The following is a 21,454-nucleotide window of genomic DNA, read 5'->3' as shown; positions in this document are numbered from 1 at the left end:
TCCTATATCAACTCCTTCAAATAAACGAAGCTAAAGATGAGAATCCAGATTACGTCAAGGAAATGCCAGTATAGGGAATAGATAAAAGATTTATTGGCTGTTTCTGCCGTAAATCCTTCTCGTATGACTTGAATTAGTATACATAATCCCCAGAATAACCCGAATGTTACGTGGGCTCCATGCGTACCGAGCAGCATGAATAAGCTTGATAAAAATCCGCTTGTTTGCATGGTTGCGCCTTCTTCGATATAGGTCATAAATTCAAAAATCTCTACACCTAGGAAGACAAGACCAAGCAGCATGGTAATAATAAAAAATGTAATCATCGGTTTTTTCAAATTAAGTCTCATACTATGAATAGCTAGCCCGCAAGTAAAGCTACTTGTTAAAAGGACAATCGTTTCAATAATGACGCCTTTAATTTCAAAAATTTCTTTTGCTGTAGGACCATCGCCCGTACCATTAAAGAGGGTATAATAGGTTGCGAATAACATAGAAAACAATGCAATCTCAGCTCCAAGGAATAACCAGAAACCAAAGATTCTTAATTGATTTTGTTCTGTACTGTATTCCAGTGGAAGGGAAGAGTCTATCTTCATAGTTTTTCACCTCGCAGTACTTTTTCAGTTCCTTCTATTTCCTCTACAGAAACATAATAGCCAGGATCTCGTTCAAAGGATTTAGCAGCCATTGTGATAAATACACCAATCCCAAATATAATAGCTGGAATCCACCAACTGAATACTAGGCAAAAACCAGAGAGAAAGAAGAATATACCCATAATGGCTGGTTTTCCTGTATTGCTTGGCATGTGAATAGGCTTTATTTCATCTTCGTAAAGCGGTTCATTATTAATTTTGGAATACCATAAAGGGTCGACGTCCTTAACGTTTGGCATAACCGCAAAATTATAGAATGGTGCCGGACTTGGAATTGACCATTCCAATGTACGTGCATCCCATGGATCCGCATGTTTGTCACGAGGACTTTTGAATGCACTATAGATGATATTATAGATAATTAATCCAAAGCCGATTGCTAACCCTACGGCTCCAATACTTGCAGTGAGATTCAGTGGGCCATAGCCTGTCGCTTCAGAATAGGTATACATCCGGCGCGCCATACCATCCAGACCTAAATAGAATAGAGGCAGGAATGTTACATTAAAGAATATCGCAATCAGCCAAAAACTAATTTTTCCGATTTTTTCATTTAAGCGGAAACCGAAAACTTTCGGGAACCAATAATAAGTACCTGCAACCATTCCAAAGACAGTACCCGGAATTAATACATAATGGAAATGGGCGACTAGGAACATTGTATTATGGTACTGGTAATCCGCACTTGACATTGCGAGCATAACGCCCGTTACACCACCGATTGTAAAAATCGGTATAAAGGCCAGCGAGAATAGCATGGCTGTAGGGAATACAATTTTCCCTTTTCGTAGAGTAAACAGCCAGTTGAAAATCTTAATACCGGTTGGTACAGAAATAGCCATCGTAGCAATCGCAAATATGCTATTAACCGTTGCATTGTGGCCCATTGTATAGAAGTGATGGGTCCATACAAGGAATGATAGCAATGAGATGGCAATCATACTGTAGACCATTGATTTATAGCCGTATAGATTTTTACGTGCGAAAGTAGAAATGACATCGCTGAAAATACCGAAAGCTGGCAATATAACAATGTATACTTCAGGATGTCCCCAAATCCAAAAGTTGTTTGCCCAAAGCATATCCATACCGCCATTGGTGATTGAGAAAAATTGTGTTCCAAAAAGTCGGTCAAACATCATTTGTGCAAGTGACACAGTAAATGTCGGGAACGCAAACAAAATAATGATACATGTGATTAATGCAGACCAAGTGAACATTGGCATTTTCCAAATAGACATACCCGGAGCTCTCATTTTGATAATGGTTACGATAAAATTAATGCCCGTCATCAATGTACCAAGACCGGATAATTGAAGAGCAATTGCATAATAATTGTGTCCGACAGTCGGACTGAATTCATTACTTGCCAAAGGGAAGTAGGCACTCCAACCTGCATCTGGAGATCCGCCAATAACAAACGATAGATTGTAAAGCATAGCTCCGACAAAGAATAACCAAAAGCTGATAGCGTTGAGTGCCGGAAAGGCAACGTCACGAGCTCCAATTTGTAAAGGAACAACGATATTCATGACTCCCAATACAAATGGCATAGCCATAAAAAGAATCATAATAACTCCGTGAGTAGAGAAAACTTCATTGTAATGCTGTGACTCCAGGAATGTCATATTTGGAGTTGCAAGCTGCAAACGCAGCATTAATGCGTCAACGCCACCGCGAAATAACATAAGGAACGCAGCAAGGATATACATGATCCCAATACGTTTGTGGTCTACTGTAGTTAACCATTCACGCCACAGCCATCCATATCTTTTGGTATAGGTCAGATAGATAATGATTGCCAACATGGCAACAACAATGCTAACCATAGCACCATAGATAAGCGGATCGCCTGTAACAAAGAATTCATCCCATTTCATGGTCTAATCCCCTTTCCTGATTTATTCATGATTATGTTCGTTCGTTTCTGTATCTGTTCCATCTGTAGCATCATCATTGCTTTCATGGAATGGCCATACAGGAGCCGGACTGAAATCAAGGTGTGTGGAAGAGTAAGTGGCTCTGCCCATTACTTCCATATCAAGCAGTTTGTTAAATTCCTTCTCAGTTAAAGGTTCGGCAGTTTTTTGGACCTCATCTACCCAGCTATCAAATTCTTCTGGAGACATGGCTAATGTTTCGAACTCCATTTGTGCAAAGCCTTCTCCACTAAAGTTGGCGTTTCTTCCAAAATAGGAACCTGGTTCGTCTGCAACGATTCGTAATGTAGTTACCATATCGCTCATTGCGTATTTTTGACCTGCCAGCTGGGGAACCCAAAAGCTAGTGATTGGTCCAAAAGAATATAAACGGAATTCAATCTCCCGATCTGTTGGAATGTTGACATAATTGACTGTTTCAATTCCTTCTTCGGGATAGCTGAAATGCCATTTCCAGTTGGAAGAAGATGCATAAATCACTAAAGGCTCTTCGTCTTCATATCCAGCTGGTGTACTTTCCACTTGAAAAGTGGTGATGACCGTAACAACTGAAAGTACGACTACTATAATGATAGGGATGGCAGTCCATATAATTTCAAGCCACTTATTTCCTTTTTCATATGGCGGTACATAGTCTACGGGCTGTTTAGATGCTCGATATTTCACAATCATATAGATAAAAAGAGCGTAAACAACCACTAAAATAAAAGCCATCACGATCATAGAAAAAATAATCGTATCGGATTGAATTTTTGCTTGTGGCCCTTTTGGATTCAGTACCATTAAAGGGTTACAACCTGCCAGTGCGAATATAGCAGCAAAAGACATACTGAATAAAGTCCATTTCTTCTTCATGATAGTCTCCTTTCTTGAAAATTATTTATATTATATAAATAAAGTATTATACTATTATGATAAAATTTAAAATAATGAAAATTCAACTGATAACCCTCGTTTTTAATAAGTTTTTATATGAATTTTTGATATGAAATAGAAGTTATATAGAATATTATATTTTTTTGATATAGTGATGGGAAAGAGAGGGTTAAAAGGTAGGTTTTGGCCTTGGAGTGTTTAAGTGAATGCTGATTCCGATAAAGAATAAATGGGTAAATATAAAAAGAACAAAAAAATAAGCTACCAATCGGGAATCGGTAGCTCGGATAATTGAGTCAATTATTTAGTTTCCGGTGTCCATTGCTTACGGACTTGTTCATAGGCTAACTGTCTGATTTCTGATTCATCAGTGTCTCTTGGTGCAAGGACATTTGTTTGATAGTTTTTCCCCATGAAATCTATTAATACTGTAACATTTACCATATAAATCTACTCCTTTTGTTCGTTTAATCAATAGTTAATAGACGCATTAAATGCATCATTTTTGTTCATCTAAAATTGGTTTTCCAAGGTTTTAGAGTAAAAGTGAAGTGATGTTTTTCTAATGGACGGTATGTTGTTGAGAGGATGAATGTACTATTCCCGTTTTTTGAAAAATATAAACTTAGCAATTGGCAATTGGAATAAATTGAGAGGTTAAAGGAATTATATAATAAAATTGGCAATAATTCCATATGTTTTTTGTTTATAAATAAAAATAAAAATAAAAAAATTGGAGGGATTTTTTTGTCTGTATTGTTATTTGATCTCGATGGTACATTAGTTGAGACAACGAGATTAAGTATACCTATTATTCAAGCGGAAATCAAGAATTATCCACACCTAAAGGTCCCTAATCCTAAAAAGATTCAATCTGCGTTTGGTTTACCTCATAAAGAGTTTTGGGAGCTTTTAACACCTGATGCCACCGAACAGGAAGTAAGAATGATTTCTGAGCGTTCAGAGAAAGAATTACTAGAAAGCTTAAAAACTGAAAATGTACTGCTTCCCTATGCCAGAGAAGTGTTAACTGAACTAAAAAGAAGAGGGCATATTTTATCAACAGCAAGTAATTGTTCAACTGCATATTTAAATGAAATACTAAATTCACAGCAAATTAAAGATTTATTTTATGAGCCTTTGTGTATTGAAAGGGTCGGCGGCCGTAAGAAAAAGGATATTTTGTTAGCGCACTTTCAACATTTAAATAAATCTGATGCTTTTATGATAGGAGATCGTTCGTCTGACATTGAGGCGGCAAAAGCGCATCATGTACCAGCTATAGCTTGTCACTTTGGATATGCTGAGGATGGTGAACTGGAGGATGCGGATTACCATATTTATTGTTTGAAAGATTTATTAGAGATATTCAACTAAACATATATAAATAAAGGGCAGTTTATTACAATACAATTTGCAGTATACATTCGATACGAAAAGCTTAAGTGACTTGACTTTAAGCTTTTCGTATATTAAAACTCATCATAATTCTTGAATCAGTTCTATCCTGTTCCCAAACGGATCTCTAAATTCAAATCGTTCAAAGCCTGGTATGGGTATACCCTTTATTAGTTGAATGTTTTGTTCATGTAACACCTGTTCCCAATATGATAAATCCTCGACTTGATAGGCTAAATGAGCCTTTGTTTTTAATCGGTCAATTCCATCTTCCGTACCTACATGTACATCCTGATCTCCAACCGATACCCAAAATCCCCCACGTCCCCTTAGTGAAGCAGGCTTTTCTTTTTCAACCAGACCGAGAATCCTACAATAAAAATGTTTCCCTTCTGTTTCATATCCTTTTGGAATGGTAATCTGAGCATGGTGTAATCCCAAAATCATAAAATCGTCCCCCTTTTGCAATAAACTTTTCACCTTTCATTTTATATCTTCAATTACGAGCTTGGAAATTCGGAGTCATTATCGTTTCTGATAAGCTTTACTTCATGTTTTATAGGTCTTGCCTTCCTAATCTAAAAATAATAAAAAACGCATTGAAATTCGGATGGAATTCAAATGCGTTTCATGGTCAATCTAATATGAGCTTTTTTATTTATTTGAGATTAGTTTTGCCACAGGTGTACTTTTCCATAATCTTTTTGCAGAAGGGAGAATTCCTTTTGCCTGATTGATGGGATAATTAATGGCGCTTTTTTTATATTCAACATCACTCATGATTGCTTGTTGCTTTCCTGTTAAACGATCTGTTTCATGTTTAATGCTATCCGTTTGTTGTTGTATTCGCGTAACAGTTGCTTGTATCTCATTAATTGTAGGTGTTGATTCTTTGAACGTTCGAAAAGCATATATACCGAGATATACAATTGATCCAACGATAATAGCTAAACTAATCCAAACGATGATCATGCACAGTCCTCCTTTGAAATATTCCCTTATCATAACTATATCTTACCCATTATTGAGCGTTTAGTAACTAATGACTTAGAAAGAAAAAGGATTAATAAGTGCTTAAGCGGGTATTGAACCCATATATTAACTTTTAGAGAGGGGATGATGGGAATGGATAAAAAAGTAATTGGTGTTTATGATAATGGTCAGGATGCTGTACGGGAAGTGGAAAGATTACAGAAGCAAGGGTATCAAAAAGAAGATATTTCCGTAGTAGTGAAGGACAAAGAAAAGGCAGATAAAATCACATCTAAGACTAATACAAATGTTGACAGTGGTCTTGCAGCTGGGGCAACTACAGGTGGAATCTTAGGAGGATTAACAGGATTATTGGCAGGTGTCGGTGCACTGATAATCCCTGGTATTGGGCCAATTGTTGCAGCAGGGCCGATTGCTACAACATTGGGAGGAATTGCAGCAGGCGCTGGAGCTGGTGGATTGACCGGTGCGCTGGTTGGATTGGGTATTCCTAAAGATACAGCTGATAAATATGCTACTGATGTAGAAAAGGGGAAGATTCTTATATTAGTCGACTCCGAATCACAAAAGAAATATGCAGCTCGCGATACGTATGAAAGATCTGATGATCCATTAGTGGGAGCACAGCGCGAAGTGAAAGTAACAATAAATCCAGCCACGGGTGGAGATCCCAATTTAAGAGGAAAAGATAGTTATAAATAATATATCTATAAGTGGAAGTCATCGATTCCTTGATGGCTTCTTTCTTTTTATGCATTGAAAAACGAACCAAGCATCTGCCTGATTCGTTTTAAAATAATTTTGAAATGTAAGTAACAACTTCTCATTTATTAGTATTCGTTTATGTGTGTGATGTAAATTGCCGCGGTTATCTATTCCACTTGGACGTTTTTACTTAGACGATATAAGCCCTACCTCTCTTATATCCTTACGGCTCCGAAGCCGTTCCAGTGTGAATAAGTGTTCCGAAAAACATAAATTGCAGAATGCCATATTTATTTACATATCTATGTGTAAGTCACTACTTTAAAATTATATCTTCTAAGTATATACTTTATAATTTCGTTTGTCAAATATGTTTTTTACAGAACGACGTCCGAAGATAACCACGATACTTGTTTAATCGCTATTTCTCATATACCCAAATAAAAATGATAAAAAACCTGTAGGTTATCTTACTTAGGTAGAAATTGTTCAAAGGAAACACGCATAGGATAGGTCATAAGGAAAAATGGGGAGGTTACATAATTGAGACAACAATCGATGAATGATTTAGTGAAACAAACCCAAAGGGCTATTAATGGAGAGTACAGTGCTATACAGTGTTATGAAAAATTAGCCCGACTAGCACCAACAGAAGATGAACGGCAGCGAATATTGGAAATCAGAGAGGATGAGATTAAACATTTTAAACAACTGGTACTACTATATACAGGCATAACAGGGAGAGATCCAAAGCCAAAACAGACAGAACCTTGTGAGGATGATTATTTACGGGGGCTTGAAGCGGCTTTAAAAGATGAGCAGCGTACCGTGGATTTTTATCTTTCAGTTGCAGACGGAACCATTAATTTAGCGGCAAAGAAGTTGTTTAATCGTGCAGCTAAGGATGAACAACAGCATGCAGTATGGTTTCTTTATTATTATATGAAGAATAAATGAAAAGGGCTAAATTGGAATTAGAACACATAATTTAAAAATGTCCTGCATAAGAGTCCTCCTATTCGGGAATAAGGTAACTGTACTAAACTGAATGGGAGGATGAAATATGAAAGCAGTCACATACCAAGGGGCCAAAAAAATTGAGGTTAAAGAGGTTGAAGATCCGAAGCTTGAAAAGAATGATGATATAATCGTCAGAATTACTTCTACGGCCATATGTGGTTCTGATCTTCATATCTATCAAGGGAATATGCCGATTAGAGAAGGATATATAATTGGACATGAACCAATGGGAATCGTAGAAGAAGTCGGTCCTGAGGTGACAAAAGTCAAAAAAGGCGACCGGGTAGTTATCCCTTTCAACGTATCCTGCGGGCAATGCTATTACTGTCAGCATGAGATGGAAAGTCAATGTGATCATACCGAATCCAATCCACATCAGGATACAGGCGGATATTTTGGATATACAGAGCGATATGGGAATCATCCCGGCGGACAAGCAGAATATTTAAAGGTTCCATTTGCGAACTATATGCCGTTTGTCATACCGGAATCCTGTGAATTAGAGGATGAGTCATTATTATTTATGTCTGATGTTTTGCCTACAGCTCTTTGGAGTGTGGAGCATGCGGGGGTAAAACCGGATGATACTGTGGTCGTACTTGGCTGTGGCCCAATTGGTTTAATGACACAAAAATTTGCTTATATGGCTGGTGCTAAAAGGGTTATAGCTGTTGATCACTTGGATTATCGATTAAAACAAGCTGAGAAAATGAATAAAGTAGAGACGATTAATCTTAATAATTATGATGATACAGGGAGCTATATAAAAGAAATTACACAGGGTGGAGCTGATGTGGTCATCGATTGTGTTGGAATGGATGGTAAGAAATCAGCTATTGAAAAAATTGAGCAAAAACTAAAATTGCAGGGAGGAACGTTAAGTGCTATTCAAATTGCCACGAAGGCGATAAGGAAATTTGGTACTTTGCAGCTTACCGGTGTTTACGGATCTGTTTATAATATGTTCCCGCTAGAGAAATTTTTTTCACGCAATATTACGATGAAGATGGGACAAGCTCCTGTTGTTCATTATATGCCTCGATTATATAAAATGATTGAAGAAGGAAAGCTCGACCCTACTGAAATTGTAACTCATAAGTTACCACTTCTGGACGCAGCGAAAGGGTATTCGTTATTTAATGAACATGAAGATAATTGTACGAAGGTTATATTAAAACCATAACTAAGATAAAACAAAGCATTCCTCCAGCAGTAATAGAATGCTTTGTTTTATTTTAAGGTATAATTTTACATAAAAAGGGAGACTGACATGAAAATTGGAGTGATTGCTGATATTCACGGGAATGAGCCTGCCTTAAAAGCGGTACTATCTAAGCTTGATTGAAGGAGGGATATTGAACATATCTATTGTCTGGGAGATATGATTGGAATCGGACCGAATACCAATGACGTTTTGGATATTCTATTTACAAGAAATGATGTATCCATGATTACGGGAAACCATGATGAAGCGGTTTTAGCACTTCTAAAAGGAGAGGAACATCCACAAAGCCACTCCCATGTAAAAGAGCATCATCAATGGATAGCAGAGAGGATGGATAAGCAATTCATCCGGAAGTTGGAAGGGTTGCCTAGGGCAATCAATTTAACTGTCGAAGGGAATTCAATTTTGTTTATTCATTATCAGATTGAGCCAACGAAGCTAAATGACCATATAAGCCAAGACCCTTTTAGCAGAATTGTTGAACCAAGTCTTAAGAATATAAGGACTTTATTTAAAGGATGGGAAGAAAAGTTAATCTGTTTTGGTCATCATCATCCACTTCATTTCTTCAGAAGTGAACGTACTGTCTTTCTAAATCCAGGCTCTTTAGGTTGCAATTCAAAGCCTACTGCCTAGATATAGCGGGAGACAAGGTGGTTATCTCTAACGAAGATGCTACCTATGATAACTAATTCCTTGCCTATGCCAAGGCTAAGGCAGGGGGTAAAGAGTATAAAGTAAATAAAAAACCCGTTAACCAGGATGTAAATATCCAAAGCTAACGGGTGTTTAAGGTATAGCGTCGTTACATTAAAATACTTTAGTTGTCCAAGATTCACAGTTCCAAACATCTGTAGCTATGTCCTGATAGAAGTCAGGTTCATGGCTGATCAGTAGAATACTTCCCTTAAAGGCCTTTAATGCGCGTTTTAATTCTTCTTTAGCATCCACATCAAGGTGGTTGGTTGGTTCATCGAGAACAAGTAAATTGTTTTCACGATTGATTAGTTTACATAAACGAACCTTCGCTTTTTCTCCACCGCTAAGTACTTCAACTTTACTTTCAATATGCTTGGTAGTAAGGCCGCACTTCGCCAGAGCAGCACGAATTTCTGCCTGATTATAGGAAGGGAACTCCTGCCAAATTTCTTCGATACAGGTATTATTGGATGTTTGTTTTACTTCTTGTTCAAAATATCCCATATACAAATGTTCGCCAAGCTCAACCTGGCCAGAGATTGGTTTAATTTCACCGAGAATACTTCTGAGCAAGGTAGTTTTTCCAATCCCATTGGCACCGACGAAAGCAATTTTTTGTCCACGCTCCATACGTAAATTTAATGGTCTGGATAGAGGCTCATTATACCCAATGACAAGATCCTTTGTTTCGAATATAAGTTTACCGGATGTACGTGCTTCGCGGAAATGGAATTCTGGTTTCGGTTTTTCTTTCGCCAGTTCAATGATATCCATTTTTTCAAGCTTTTTCTGACGGGACATGGCCATGTTTCGAGTAGATACACGAGCTTTATTACGTGCAACGAAATCCTTGAGGCCGGCAATCTCTTGTTGCTGTCTTTTATAGGCGGCTTCAAGCTGTTGCTTTTTCACCTCATACACTTTCATAAAATCATCATAATTTCCAACATAACGGGTCAATTCCTGGTTCTCCATATGATAAACAAGATTGATAACACTGTTTAAGAATGGAATATCATGTGAAATTAAAATAAAGGCATTTTCATAATTTTGAAGATAACGTTTGAGCCACTCGATATGCTGCTCGTCAAGATAGTTGGTCGGCTCATCTAAAAGTAATATATCGGGTTTTTCAAGTAATAATTTTGCGAGAAGGACTTTTGTACGCTGGCCACCGCTTAAGTCCTGAACATCGCGCTCAAGCCCAATTTCATCGAGGCCCAATCCTCTTGCTATTTCCTCAACCTTTGCATCAATGACATAAAAGTCGTTGTTAGTGAGGACGTCCTGCAGTACACCTGATTCCTCAAGTAAGACTTCTAATTCCTCAGGAGAAGCTTCCCCCATCTTAGCAAAAATTTCGTTCATTTCATTTTCCATATCAAAAAGATACTGAAATGCTGTTTTCAGTACATCGCGTATGGTCATACCTTTTTCAAGAACAGCATGCTGGTCAAGGTAACCAGTACGAACTTTCTTAGACCATTCAACTTTCCCCTCATCAGGCTCCAGCTGTCCGGTTACAATATTCATAAATGTAGACTTTCCTTCCCCATTTGCTCCGACAAGGCCAATATGTTCGCCTTTTAATAAGCGGAAGGAAACTTTGTTAAAAATGGCTCGGTCACCAAAGCCATGGCTTAAATCTTTAACGGATAATATCATTTATCTATACTCCTGCCTCTTAATTGTTTGTAATTAATGGGTCTATACGCATTTAATAGTACAATATTTCACGATAAAAGCATAGATAATCAATTGATTAACAGTAATTGTAAAATTAATGGGTTCATACTTAGAAGGGGCAGTATTTACGAATGCTCACATAAGTTGTATGATGTTTAATGCAACAATTAGAATAATTCGAAAATAGCGAAAAGAGGGTAAGAGAGTATGAAAAAGGGATTGTGGTTATGCAGTATTATGGCCTTGATGCTTGTTATCGTCATGGGTTGTTCATCAAAAGAAGAGACAAAAGAGGAAGTGGGCACTAAAGAATCAGCGGATGTAAAAAGTGACTTATTAGATTTCTATCTTTCCATAGTGAATGTGATTAATGGAAGTGATCGTGATTTAAATACCTATGAGGGAGCAGAGAATCCTTCTGTCTTAACAGAGGAAGATAAACAAAAAGCTGCTGCTTCAGCAAATTCTGTTGTGGATGCTTTGGAAGATGTGAAAGTTCCTGATAGTTTAGAAAAATATAGCAAGGATTTTGAAAAGGCTATAAAGACTATTTCTGATTCATATAGAGAAAAAGGAATTCAATTGTCCGGTACAGCTGAACCCAATATGGATAAAGCAAATGAGCACTTTAATGCTGGAAGTGAAAAAGTTAACGATATTTTTAAAGCAGAGGATCTTATCGCGCCTAATTTAGCTGCTGAAGTAAATGGTTAATAAACGCAGGCACCCAGTCGATTGTTTAATCGGTTGTTTTTTTGATTCGCTTGGGAGTGAAAATTCCCAAGCGAATCAGTTTATTTCCTGGATTTAGCGCGTGCATCAGCTGCTTTTGATCTGGCTTGTGCAACGAGATCATCATGATCAGCTAATGCCTCAGAAAATTCTACATCTAATCCGTCAGATTTTATGGAAGGCGGCGTGTTTCCACTTGCCATCCTGTTTCTGCCGTGAAGTAAGTTATGGTTATATCTGCCCATTTTTGATTACCTCCCAAATGAAGAATATCTTCCTGATTAGATTGCAACAAAATCCAAGCCATTATTCTGGTAAATAAAAGGTTAGTTTATGGACGAATTCCTTTAGATCCTGTAAACCCAGCCGCTCGATCTGCTGCTTTAAATTCCCTTTTGTAACGAACTTCTTGAGTAGAGGTCAGGCGATTTTTCATTTGATCTCGCTTTTTCTTATCCATGAACATTCTCCTTTTCAAAGTAGTGTCATTCCTATAATTTCCATAATTAAATGTTTTAATTCATTTTCTAAAATCAAAGAAAGGACTAAGATAAGGATATATGCTACATTAAAAGAGGAGGCGAGCTAACGATGCCACTTATCTCAAAAATTGAACAACAAAAAAAGAATAAAAATCGTTTTAATATATACATAACAGAAGAAGGACAGCCTGAAAGATACGCATTTAGTGTGGATGATGACTTACTTGTCCGCATGCGGCTATCGAAGGGGATGGAAGTCGATGAATTATCCATTATGGAAATTCAGTACCGTGACCATATCCAAAAAGCATTTCAGTCTGCTGTCAATTATCTATCTTATCGTATTCGTTCAGAGCATGAGGTTATTTCCTATTTGAGTGAAAAGGAATGGGAACAGGCGGTTATTGATGAAGTAATTCATAAACTGCGTGAGTATAGATATGTTGACGATGAGGAATATGCGAATGCATTTGTACGAACCCAAATGAATGTCAGTAAAAAAGGACCTGATGTCATCCGGACAGAGCTGCTCAATAAGGGAATCTCAGAAAAGGATCAGCAGACTGCATTAAGTCAGTATACGAATGATTTGCAAAGAGAAAATGCTGAAGAATGGGCCAGTAAGACATTAAAAAAAAGTAAGGGTTCCATGAAAGAAGCAAAACAGAAAACAATCCAATTTCTTGTACGGAAGGGTTTTTCAATGAGCCTGGCCAAATTGGTGACTGAAGAGTTAGCGGTTGATGATAAGAATGCTGAATGGGAAAGTCTTGTAAAAACAGCGACTAAATTTCACAGAAAGTATGCTCAACTGGATGACTATTCGTATAGTCAAAAAATGAAAACAGCTCTATTTAGAAAAGGTTTTGATATGGACTTAATTTCTCGTTTTGTAGAACTGGGCAAAGAGCGAATTGATAACGGAGATTTTGAATTGTACTGAGAGGGGTAAAGAAATGCAGGAGAAAAAATTCAGTGAGATGTCAGAGCATGAGCTTAGACAAACAATCGCAGATTTAAATGAAAAAGCAAGAAAGGCTGAGCAGCTTGGGATGGTTAATGAGTTTGCCGTACATAAAAGGAGAGCCGTTATGGCAAAGGCTTATACATTAGACCCGGCTGATATTATAGTCGGTGAAATGTATGGTATAGATGGAGCGCCTGGAGAATATTTTAAGGTGGAGTATTTAAAAGGTGTGTTTGCCTGGGGGTATCGTCTTCAACAAAATGAAGAAGAAGGGCTGCCTATTTCCTTGCTAATGAAATTAAAATAAAACGAGAAAAAAAGAGCTTTCTGTAGAAAGCTCTTTTTGAATTTATTTAGAATCCCGTTCTCCAGAGGCATGCATTCGCTCCTGTGGACGAGTATTTGTAGTGCCATCTGCTCGTTTTGAAGCATACTCTGGTTTGGCTCGGGGTTCCCCATTAAATTTATTATCATGCTCATAAGGAAAGCCTTTTGCTTTATTTCTCAAGATTCTCTCACCTTTCATTCTGGGATGATGGATGCCTTATTAGTATTCTAAAATGGCTCCCACCCATTCATGAGAAAGCTTTCCTGATTATCCAGTAATCATATTTAGTTTCTTTTGAAGCTTTTCTTCTGTAAAAACCCAGCCAGTAAATGAGTTGATAATAGTTAAATCATCATCTAAATGAACGACAGCCACAAAGGGATATCGTCCTCTGCTCCGATAACGTAAATCAATGAATCGGACAATGTGCATTCCCTCCTGATAGTCCATTTCCCATCGGTATACCGGAGAAAAAGATACAAAGGCAGAGAGATTCACATCCTTTAGAGCAGCATCCAGAATTGGACTTTCCGGTAAAGGAATACGATCAAATGTATCGTAAAATTGTATTTCACGATTTTCAGCTACCCCAACATAATATTTATCAGGCGTTGTAACAGCTACCTTCCAGCGGTGATAACGCATGGTTGGGGAAAGCGTAATTCGCCGAGCGTCAGGGATTTGTAAACGAATTCGAGCTTTTAAGCTTCTAGATTCTGTAATCCGAGCGATATAATAACCGATAATAATTACATACATTATTAAGAATATAGTTCCTGGATTAAAGCCGAATGTCCATAAAATAAGACCTACAATATGAATTCCAAAGATAAAGGGATCAAATGTATTAATAATCCCGAGCGCGACCCATCTTGAGGACAGGGGGCTTAGAGCCTGTGTACCATAGGCATTAAATATATCTACAAATACATGCAAAAATACAGCGAAAAAGGTCCACAACCATAAATGTAAGGTATTCGCTTCAGGAATAATAAGGGCAATAAGAGCCGTAATTAATATAGGCCAGAGAATTACAAATGGTATGGAATGTGTCCTTCCGCGATGATTGCGTATATATACTGCATTATTTTTCATTTTTAGAACTGTATCTATATCAGGTGCCTGGGAACCAAGGATTGTACCGATCATAACGGCCGTTGCTGTTCCTGTGTGGGAGGCGACCTCAGGATCCAAGGTGGCTAACCCGCCAAGTGCTATACCCATTACAAGATGAGTACCGGTATCCATAATACATCCTCCTTTTCTACTGACTTATAAAGGAAACCACTATTTTTATCCAATATTAATTACTTTTCATACCAGTCATGTTGTTTTAAAATGAAGGGAATCAAAAAATCATGGGTAAACCTACTCAGTATGATTACTTAATTTATTCCCTATTCCATTAATTTTTAACATAAACAGGAGGAAACGTGAAGACACTTGTAAGTTGCAATATAGAACAATTCAGAAAAGATCTTATAGATTGGTTTATTCAGGAACAAAGACAGCTCCCATGGCGATTAAATAAAGATCCCTATCGTGTCTGGGTTTCTGAAATTATGCTTCAGCAAACTCGTGTTGATACTGTTATTCCTTATTACGAACGTTTTATGGAATGGTTTCCGACGCTTGATGATTTTGCTGATGCTGATGAGGAAAAATATTTAAAAGCATGGGAAGGTCTAGGCTACTATTCTCGGGTTCGTAATTTGCATAGTGCAGTTAAAGAGGTAAAGGAAAACTACGGCGGAATTGTGCCAAACACTCCTGAAGAAATTAAAAAATTAAAAGGTGTCGGTCCATACACTGCCGGTGCAATATTAAGCATTGCTTATGGTGTTCCGGAGCCTGCAGTTGATGGAAATGTCATGAGAGTCATTTCCAGGATATTAGAAATATATGATGACATAGCAAAGCCTGCCACCCGCAAACTATTTGAGTCAGCTGTACGTGAATTAATTGATCCCGAACATACGTCAGAATTTAATCAGGCATTGATGGAACTTGGCGCTCTTATATGTGTTCCCGGTAAACCTGCATGCTTATTATGTCCGGTAAGAGAGCACTGCTGGGCATTTGATAAAGGAATCCAACAGGAGCTTCCGGTAAAAACGAAAGCTAAAAAGACCAAAATTGTTCATTTATCGGCAATTGTGATAAACGATGAAAGTGGAAGAATCCTGATTAGGAAGCGGCCGGAGACAGGTCTTCTCGCAGGGTTGTGGGAATTCCCAAGCTATGAAACAACAGGAGATGTGAAAGAACTTAAAGAAATGATTGCGGAACAGAATCAAGTTGAATTAAATCAATTAACTCCAATCGGTCATATCAATCATGTATTTTCACATTTGACATGGGAAATTGATATCTATACAGCCACTGTGAATAATTTGGAGAACTTTAAAAGCAATACACATAAATTAGCATATGTGAAAGATCATGATTTTCAACAGTATGCTTTACCTGTATCTCATCAAAAAATTTATGAAACATATGTATTTAATGGTTAAAAAATAACCCGGCATCAGCTACCTGCGAAAAGATAACAATCTTCAGGTATAGCTGATGCCGGTTCTATTTTAATTAATCGTAGGAAACACGCGTTCCTTTTGTCCAGGTTGCTTCCTGTCTCTTCAGGCCGCCTCTTCTTTCAATTTCCTCAATAATTTCTCTTTGAATGGTATGTCCCTCTATATTTAAATAGGGCATAATCTGCTGAAATGAATGATGGTAAAATTCCAGTTCATCTTCCTTCCATTCACTTTTAGGAATCATGGATAACTCTGACATATCTCTTCCTACAAACATAATAAAGCCTCCTCTTTTCCTGTTTTAAATTTCTATATAGGATGCACTTATATAGTGAAGCAAAAACAAGGAAAAAAATAGAAACACTCTTTTTGTATATGAAAACCTCTGTTGGATACATTAATAGGTGTGGAGGTGATATTAATGGCTAACAACAGTTCAAAAACAAATGCAAATCAAGTGAGACAACAAAACGCACAATCTGCAGGTCAAAGCCAAGGTCAATTTGGTTCTGAATTTGCAAGTGAAACTGATGTGCAATCTGTGAAACAAGCAAACGCGAAAGCAGAGAAAAACAAAGCTAAAAACTCCGGTAACTCCGGACAACAATAATGTAAAACCTTTAATTAAAGCACTTGCCCGTAGCGGGCGAGTGCTTTTTAACGGCTCGACAAAACCTCTTAGAAGGCTACAGAAAAAGTCAAAGGTATTTTCTGCTTATTAGAGAAATGTATTATTATACTGATTTTGGGTGGTGTAGAGCATGAAGAGTTTTGAAGAGTTAGTTAATGAACAAATGGTCATTATGGATAAGCTTTTACATATGCAAACAGAACTTGACCGTTATATGGAGCTAGAGGAGGAACTGAGGAATCGAAAGAATGATGAAGATTTACTATGTGTCCAGGACGATATAAGTGAGATGAAAAGAGAATTAGATACAATCCAAACGATATTTATGCAATTAACAGAAAAAGTGATTGAAAGCTATCAGTCAAAATCTGCCCCGAAACTATAAAATATAAATACAATTCTTCATTATTTAGGGCATCTCTATAGGTGTTCTTTTATTTTTATTCTCCGCTTCTGTTTCCTTCATTCATTATGACTCATGTTTGTAAACGATTAATTTTGGTTATAGGATTAATATTTCACTCTAAAAAAGAGCTGGTTAATGGCGATTTGTTTAACAATTTATAGCTTATCCGCTTTTCATGGTGGCTCTTTGTTTTAAAATTGTATGTGAATCGTTATAATAATAGAAGAATACGGAAAAAAGCATCTTAATTTAACGGTTAATATATTGTCAATTTGAACACAGAGACGGTATATAAGTGCCCTGCCCTATAGGGAGAGAAAGTAGGTAATACAACGTGCGAGTACCGAGAGAAGGAGAAGAAATCCAAATACACAGTTACAAACATAATGGACATATACACCGGGTTTGGCAAGAGACGACCATATTAAAGGGTACCCAATTTATTGTAATTGGTTGCAATGATCGGACTCTTGTAACCGAATCTGATGGTAGGACATGGCTCACAAGAGAGCCAGCTATTACCTACTTTCACTCACAGTATTGGTTTAATATCATCGGCATGCTTCGTGATGACGGTATTTACTACTACTGTAATTTAAGTTCTCCATTTGTATTTGATGGGGAAGCGGTTAAATATATCGATTATGATCTTGATATAAAGGTATATCCCGATATGACATATAACCTGTTAGATGAAGATGAGTACGAAGAGCATAAACTTCAAATGGGTTATCCGAATGTCATTGACCATATTCTCAGGAGAAATGTGGAAAAGCTGATTAGTATGATTCGAGCGAAAAAAGGGCCGTTTTCTCAGGAGTTCGTTCATAATTGGTATAACCGATATTTAACAATTAAAAGTTGAAAAGAAGCCTGTCTCTTTTATGGACAGGTTTTTATGCTTGATGGGAGAGACATTTGATGAATAGTATAAAAAGATATATGAGGTTTGTAAGGCCTTATAAGTGGCAAATCATTGTGACAATCCTAATCGGGATAGTTAAATTTGCGATTCCTTTGCTGACTCCTGCCTTATTGGCATATGTGATTGATGATATAATCGGTGCCAATGCTTTGCAAAAAGGAGAGCAATTAAGGAAGCTTTATATGTTAATGGCAATCATGTTTTTCATTTTTGTGGTAGTTCGGCCTCCAGTAGAATATTACCGTCAATATTTTGCCCAATGGACAGCAAGTAAAATCTTATTTGATATCCGCGATAAAATGTTCAGTCATATACAAAAGTTAAGCTTTAAATATTACTCTAATGCAAAAGCAGGAGAAATTATCTCCAGAGTGATTAATGATGTTGAAGAAACTAAGAATTTTGTTATAACCGGCCTTATGAATGTTTGGTTGGATCTAGTTACAATTTTAATAGCAGTTGGAATTATGCTTACCTTTGACGTAAAATTGACCATTGTATCGTTGCTTCTGTTACCGCTCTACTCATTCTCCATTAAATATTTCTTTGGTAAATTAAGAGAATTAACCCGAGATAGATCACAGGCGCTTGCTCAAGTACAGGGCTATTTGCATGAACGTGTACAAGGGATGTCCGTGATTAAGAGCTTTGCGATTGAAGATCATGAGCAAAAGCAATTTAATAAAGTGAATGGAAACTTCTTAAAAAAAGCGTTAGCTCACACAAGCTGGAACGCTAAATCGTTTGCAGCAGTCAATACAATTACAGATATTGCTCCTCTAGTTGTCATCCTATTTGCCGGATACCAGGTCATTAATGGGAATATGACATTAGGGACTATGGTTGCCTTTGTCGGCTATATCGATTTATTGTATGGACCTTTGCGTAGATTGATGAACTCATCTACCACATTAACGCAATCACTGGCATCAATGGACCGTGTGTTTGAATTTTTGGATGTTCCGTATGATATTGAGGACAAGCCTGATGCACGTCCATGTAAAGATGTACAAGGGACCATTACGTTTGATCATGTATCATTCTCTTATGGAGAAGATGAGACTCAGGCACTGAAGGATATTAATCTTGAAGTGAAAAGGGGAGAAACAATTGCGCTTGTCGGGATGAGCGGAGGAGGTAAATCTACTCTGGTTAGCTTGATTCCACGATTTTATGATGTGACACAAGGGCGTATACTATTGGACGGAGTGGATATCCGAGATGTTCAGGTACGCTCACTTCGGGACAATATTGGAATGGTGATGCAAGACAGTATTTTATTTAGTGAATCGGTTCGTGAAAATATTTTACTGGGTAGGCCAGATGCGACAGATAAAGAAATCTATGAAGCTGCCAAAGCAGCAAATGCTCATGATTTTATCTGCAAATTACCAAGTGGATATGAGACAAAAGTAGGCGAGAGGGGCGTCAAATTATCAGGAGGTCAAAAGCAGCGTATTTCTATTGCACGTGTGTTTTTGAAGAATCCATCCATTATTGTGTTGGATGAAGCAACCTCTGCTCTTGATTTGGAAAGTGAGCATCTTATTCAGGAAGCACTTGAAAAGCTCTCCCGTGACCGTACTACATTTATAGTGGCTCACAGATTATCTACCATTACACATGCTGATCGAATTGTTATGGTTGAACATGGCCGTATAATAGAAGTGGGAACACACCAAGAATTAATGGCTAAACAAGGAGCTTATTATAGACTCTTTCAGGTTCAACAGTTGGATGCCTAACGGCTCGTTGGAAACTGATCGCTTGCGGGCTAACGAAATTGGATAAAAATATATTTACAGGTTACACAGGAGGTTTCTTCAAATTGAGGAACCTCCTTTTTGAATTTCATGTAAGGTGCTGTCATCAAGAATGCAAGAACAAATAAGCTTTTATGAGAGAAGTGATTAGTGGATAGATGAAAAGTGATCCAGTAAGGTTTTATAGAAGGAGAGGAAATGGGAGAAATGAAGAATGTAGGTGAAATAAAGATTAACAAGCAGGTTTTTACTTAATAAGAAAGGGCATCCTAAAGCCTTTTTACTGGCTTTGGAATACCCTTTAAACGATTTTTTATAATTGATCATCATCATTTATCTTGATCGATTTGTTCTCTGATTTGTGATAAGAGTGAAAACTGTTAACAAGCATTTCTAGATGCTCTAAGTAGTCACCATATTCAAGCATAGATGAAATTAGTGTAACCATATGGTAGTGGACGGGAGAATCCTCGTCTGTATTTAATCGAAAACCTTTAACAATATCAATCAGCAATTGTTTGTTATAAGTGTCCGTAGATTCCTCAAGCATTAGTCCCGGCTTTACTTTACCTATAAATTTCAGATGAATATGTTCATGTTTTCTCAACAACAAATCCAGTTGATGATGAACCTGGATTTGAAAATCCTCAGGCATTTGATGGAATTCGTTTTCAAAGCGATGTAATCTTTTTAAGATATCCAATGATCGTTTGTTTGTTGCTATCATATAACGGTAGATTACGAGTTTACGGGATTTGGCAACCGTATTTTTCCTGAAAGTTTCACGCTCTTCTTTATATAGAGCGTACAAGCTATCGGCCTTTGTGACATTCTCTTTAATACGATTAATGTCCTTTTTCATCATAATATGTTCAGTTGAGCTTCTAGAACCAATTCTGATCCATTGTAGAATATCGTCTGTGGTTGTGCTAATTCGTTTATAAAGCTTTGTCTCATACTTTGGAGGAAGAAAGACAAGGTTAACAATAAACGCTGATAGAATACCGATTAAAATGGCAGCAACTCTCCAAAAGGCGAATTCAGTAAAATTACCGTCTTGTTGCTCCATAATCAAGATTAAAGTTACAAGCGAAATTGTCAGTTGATTTTCATTTTTCAGCTGTAAGTTGATTACAATTGTTATAATGGCTGCCAAACCAATTAATAAGGGATCATTACCAAATAATAATACAAACGATATCGCGATTAGAAATCCGATAATATTCGCTTGTATTTGATCAATTAATGTCCTGTACGAACGGTATATGGTAGGCTGAACGGCAAATACAGCCGAAATCCCGGCTAGTACGGGAGCCGGTATATTAAATGCTGTCGCAACATAGATGGCTATCACAATGGCTATTCCCGTTTTAAAGACTCGGGCACCAACCTTCATAAATAATACCTCTTCCTTTTATTCATAGTTGTTTACGAATATTTATCTATTTTTATCTCGAACATGACTGTACTATACAGGGTTTCGTC

General features: G+C 37.3%; 26 protein-coding genes. 13 read left to right on the top strand and 13 right to left on the bottom strand.

Going from position 1 to position 21,454, the window contains the following annotated elements; all coding sequences use genetic code 11:
• Positions 1–2: 2 nt before the first annotated feature.
• The 4 genes from qoxC to FHY45_RS17505 all read right to left on the bottom strand — a co-directional run bounded on the left by qoxC (position 3) and on the right by FHY45_RS17505 (position 3,919).
• A complete protein-coding gene (qoxC, locus tag FHY45_RS17520) occupies positions 3–599 on the bottom strand; it encodes a cytochrome aa3 quinol oxidase subunit III (protein WP_139892674.1) in 597 nt (198 codons plus the stop codon).
• On the bottom strand, positions 596–2,539 hold the full coding sequence (gene qoxB / locus FHY45_RS17515; RefSeq protein WP_139892673.1) for a cytochrome aa3 quinol oxidase subunit I: 1,944 nt from the start codon (positions 2,537–2,539) through the stop codon (positions 596–598). The genes qoxC and qoxB overlap by 4 nt, the downstream gene beginning before the upstream one ends.
• A gap of 21 nt (positions 2,540–2,560) precedes the next feature.
• The gene (gene qoxA / locus FHY45_RS17510) at positions 2,561–3,454 is read right to left on the bottom strand and encodes a cytochrome aa3 quinol oxidase subunit II (RefSeq protein ID WP_066107965.1); all 894 of its coding nucleotides are present in this window, start codon (positions 3,452–3,454) and stop codon (positions 2,561–2,563) included.
• A 321-nt stretch (positions 3,455–3,775) separates the two neighbouring features.
• Positions 3,776–3,919 carry a BA3454 family stress response protein gene (locus FHY45_RS17505; RefSeq protein ID WP_066107964.1) on the bottom strand — a complete coding sequence of 48 codons (144 nt, stop codon included), beginning with the start codon at positions 3,917–3,919 and terminating at the stop codon, positions 3,776–3,778.
• 303 nt (positions 3,920–4,222) lie between these two features.
• Between FHY45_RS17505 and FHY45_RS17500 the strand changes: the two genes are divergently transcribed.
• On the top strand, positions 4,223–4,852 hold the full coding sequence (locus FHY45_RS17500; RefSeq protein ID WP_180350013.1) for an HAD family hydrolase: 630 nt from the start codon (positions 4,223–4,225) through the stop codon (positions 4,850–4,852).
• A gap of 105 nt (positions 4,853–4,957) precedes the next feature.
• Here FHY45_RS17500 and FHY45_RS17495 read toward each other — a convergent pair whose 3' ends face one another.
• Positions 4,958–5,320 (bottom strand): VOC family protein, encoded by a 363-nt coding sequence (locus FHY45_RS17495; protein ID WP_139892671.1) that lies wholly within the window; start codon positions 5,318–5,320, stop codon positions 4,958–4,960.
• Positions 5,321–5,527: 207 nt separating this feature from the next.
• Entirely contained in the window at positions 5,528–5,845 is a 318-nt protein-coding gene (locus FHY45_RS17490) for a DUF948 domain-containing protein (RefSeq protein WP_066107955.1), read from the bottom strand.
• Between the two features lie 153 nt (positions 5,846–5,998).
• On the opposite strand from FHY45_RS17490, the gene FHY45_RS17485 reads away from it, so the two are divergent.
• From FHY45_RS17485 to FHY45_RS17470, 4 genes are all read left to right on the top strand, one after another.
• Positions 5,999–6,568 (top strand): general stress protein, encoded by a 570-nt coding sequence (locus FHY45_RS17485; protein WP_225983649.1) that lies wholly within the window; start codon positions 5,999–6,001, stop codon positions 6,566–6,568.
• Between the two features lie 561 nt (positions 6,569–7,129).
• Positions 7,130–7,528, top strand: a complete 399-nt coding sequence (locus FHY45_RS17480) for a ferritin-like domain-containing protein (RefSeq protein ID WP_066108539.1) — start codon at positions 7,130–7,132, stop codon at positions 7,526–7,528.
• A gap of 106 nt (positions 7,529–7,634) precedes the next feature.
• Positions 7,635–8,774 carry a zinc-dependent alcohol dehydrogenase gene (locus FHY45_RS17475; RefSeq protein WP_066107947.1) on the top strand — a complete coding sequence of 380 codons (1,140 nt, stop codon included), beginning with the start codon at positions 7,635–7,637 and terminating at the stop codon, positions 8,772–8,774.
• 198 nt (positions 8,775–8,972) lie between these two features.
• Entirely contained in the window at positions 8,973–9,452 is a 480-nt protein-coding gene (locus FHY45_RS17470) for a metallophosphoesterase family protein (RefSeq protein WP_139892670.1), read from the top strand.
• Between the two features lie 174 nt (positions 9,453–9,626).
• Here the strand turns inward: FHY45_RS17470 and FHY45_RS17465 are convergent, their stop codons facing one another.
• Positions 9,627–11,180, bottom strand: coding sequence for an ABC-F family ATP-binding cassette domain-containing protein (locus FHY45_RS17465; protein WP_139892669.1), 1,554 nt, complete (start codon positions 11,178–11,180; stop codon positions 9,627–9,629).
• 228 nt (positions 11,181–11,408) lie between these two features.
• Here FHY45_RS17465 and FHY45_RS17460 point away from each other — a divergent pair, with 228 nt between their 5' ends.
• Positions 11,409–11,915: a hypothetical protein gene (locus FHY45_RS17460; protein WP_139892668.1), complete on the top strand. Its 507-nt coding sequence runs from the start codon at positions 11,409–11,411 to the stop codon at positions 11,913–11,915.
• An 80-nt stretch (positions 11,916–11,995) separates the two neighbouring features.
• Here the strand turns inward: FHY45_RS17460 and FHY45_RS17455 are convergent, their stop codons facing one another.
• Both FHY45_RS17455 and FHY45_RS17450 read right to left on the bottom strand, forming a co-directional pair.
• On the bottom strand, positions 11,996–12,178 hold the full coding sequence (locus FHY45_RS17455) for a YfhD family protein (RefSeq protein WP_139892667.1): 183 nt from the start codon (positions 12,176–12,178) through the stop codon (positions 11,996–11,998).
• A gap of 86 nt (positions 12,179–12,264) precedes the next feature.
• Entirely contained in the window at positions 12,265–12,393 is a 129-nt protein-coding gene (locus tag FHY45_RS17450; protein WP_139892666.1) for a YfhE family protein, read from the bottom strand.
• A gap of 131 nt (positions 12,394–12,524) precedes the next feature.
• Between FHY45_RS17450 and recX the strand changes: the two genes are divergently transcribed.
• Both recX and FHY45_RS17440 read left to right on the top strand, forming a co-directional pair.
• Positions 12,525–13,358: a recombination regulator RecX gene (gene recX, locus FHY45_RS17445; RefSeq protein ID WP_139892665.1), complete on the top strand. Its 834-nt coding sequence runs from the start codon at positions 12,525–12,527 to the stop codon at positions 13,356–13,358.
• A 13-nt stretch (positions 13,359–13,371) separates the two neighbouring features.
• Positions 13,372–13,689, top strand: coding sequence for a YfhH family protein (locus tag FHY45_RS17440; protein WP_066107926.1), 318 nt, complete (start codon positions 13,372–13,374; stop codon positions 13,687–13,689).
• A 42-nt stretch (positions 13,690–13,731) separates the two neighbouring features.
• On the opposite strand, the gene FHY45_RS17435 is transcribed toward FHY45_RS17440, so the two are convergent.
• Positions 13,732–13,893, bottom strand: coding sequence for a small, acid-soluble spore protein K (locus FHY45_RS17435; RefSeq protein WP_306821562.1), 162 nt, complete (start codon positions 13,891–13,893; stop codon positions 13,732–13,734).
• An 84-nt stretch (positions 13,894–13,977) separates the two neighbouring features.
• Positions 13,978–14,958: a metal-dependent hydrolase gene (locus FHY45_RS17430; RefSeq protein ID WP_139892663.1), complete on the bottom strand. Its 981-nt coding sequence runs from the start codon at positions 14,956–14,958 to the stop codon at positions 13,978–13,980.
• Between the two features lie 185 nt (positions 14,959–15,143).
• Between FHY45_RS17430 and mutY the strand changes: the two genes are divergently transcribed.
• The gene (mutY, locus tag FHY45_RS17425; RefSeq protein ID WP_139892662.1) at positions 15,144–16,223 is read left to right on the top strand and encodes an A/G-specific adenine glycosylase; all 1,080 of its coding nucleotides are present in this window, start codon (positions 15,144–15,146) and stop codon (positions 16,221–16,223) included.
• A gap of 73 nt (positions 16,224–16,296) precedes the next feature.
• On the opposite strand, the gene FHY45_RS17420 is transcribed toward mutY, so the two are convergent.
• Positions 16,297–16,521 (bottom strand): hypothetical protein, encoded by a 225-nt coding sequence (locus FHY45_RS17420; RefSeq protein ID WP_066107915.1) that lies wholly within the window; start codon positions 16,519–16,521, stop codon positions 16,297–16,299.
• 138 nt (positions 16,522–16,659) lie between these two features.
• Between FHY45_RS17420 and FHY45_RS17415 the strand changes: the two genes are divergently transcribed.
• The 4 genes from FHY45_RS17415 to FHY45_RS17400 all read left to right on the top strand — a co-directional run bounded on the left by FHY45_RS17415 (position 16,660) and on the right by FHY45_RS17400 (position 19,951).
• A complete protein-coding gene (locus FHY45_RS17415) occupies positions 16,660–16,854 on the top strand; it encodes a gamma-type small acid-soluble spore protein (RefSeq protein ID WP_225983705.1) in 195 nt (64 codons plus the stop codon).
• A 151-nt stretch (positions 16,855–17,005) separates the two neighbouring features.
• Positions 17,006–17,260, top strand: a complete 255-nt coding sequence (locus tag FHY45_RS17410; protein WP_066107909.1) for a YgaB family protein — start codon at positions 17,006–17,008, stop codon at positions 17,258–17,260.
• A 355-nt stretch (positions 17,261–17,615) separates the two neighbouring features.
• Entirely contained in the window at positions 17,616–18,146 is a 531-nt protein-coding gene (gene ntdP, locus FHY45_RS17405; RefSeq protein WP_066107906.1) for a nucleoside tri-diphosphate phosphatase, read from the top strand.
• A 56-nt stretch (positions 18,147–18,202) separates the two neighbouring features.
• Positions 18,203–19,951, top strand: coding sequence for an ABC transporter ATP-binding protein (locus tag FHY45_RS17400; RefSeq protein ID WP_139892661.1), 1,749 nt, complete (start codon positions 18,203–18,205; stop codon positions 19,949–19,951).
• Positions 19,952–20,282: 331 nt separating this feature from the next.
• Here FHY45_RS17400 and FHY45_RS17395 read toward each other — a convergent pair whose 3' ends face one another.
• The gene (locus tag FHY45_RS17395; protein WP_139892660.1) at positions 20,283–21,365 is read right to left on the bottom strand and encodes an FUSC family protein; all 1,083 of its coding nucleotides are present in this window, start codon (positions 21,363–21,365) and stop codon (positions 20,283–20,285) included.
• Between the last annotated feature and the right edge of the window lie 89 nt (positions 21,366–21,454).

The sequence above is a fragment of the Bacillus sp. D386 genome (genome assembly GCF_006346415.1).
Note: the sequence above shows the minus strand (reverse complement) of the source record. Positions and strands in the feature narration are given on the sequence as shown.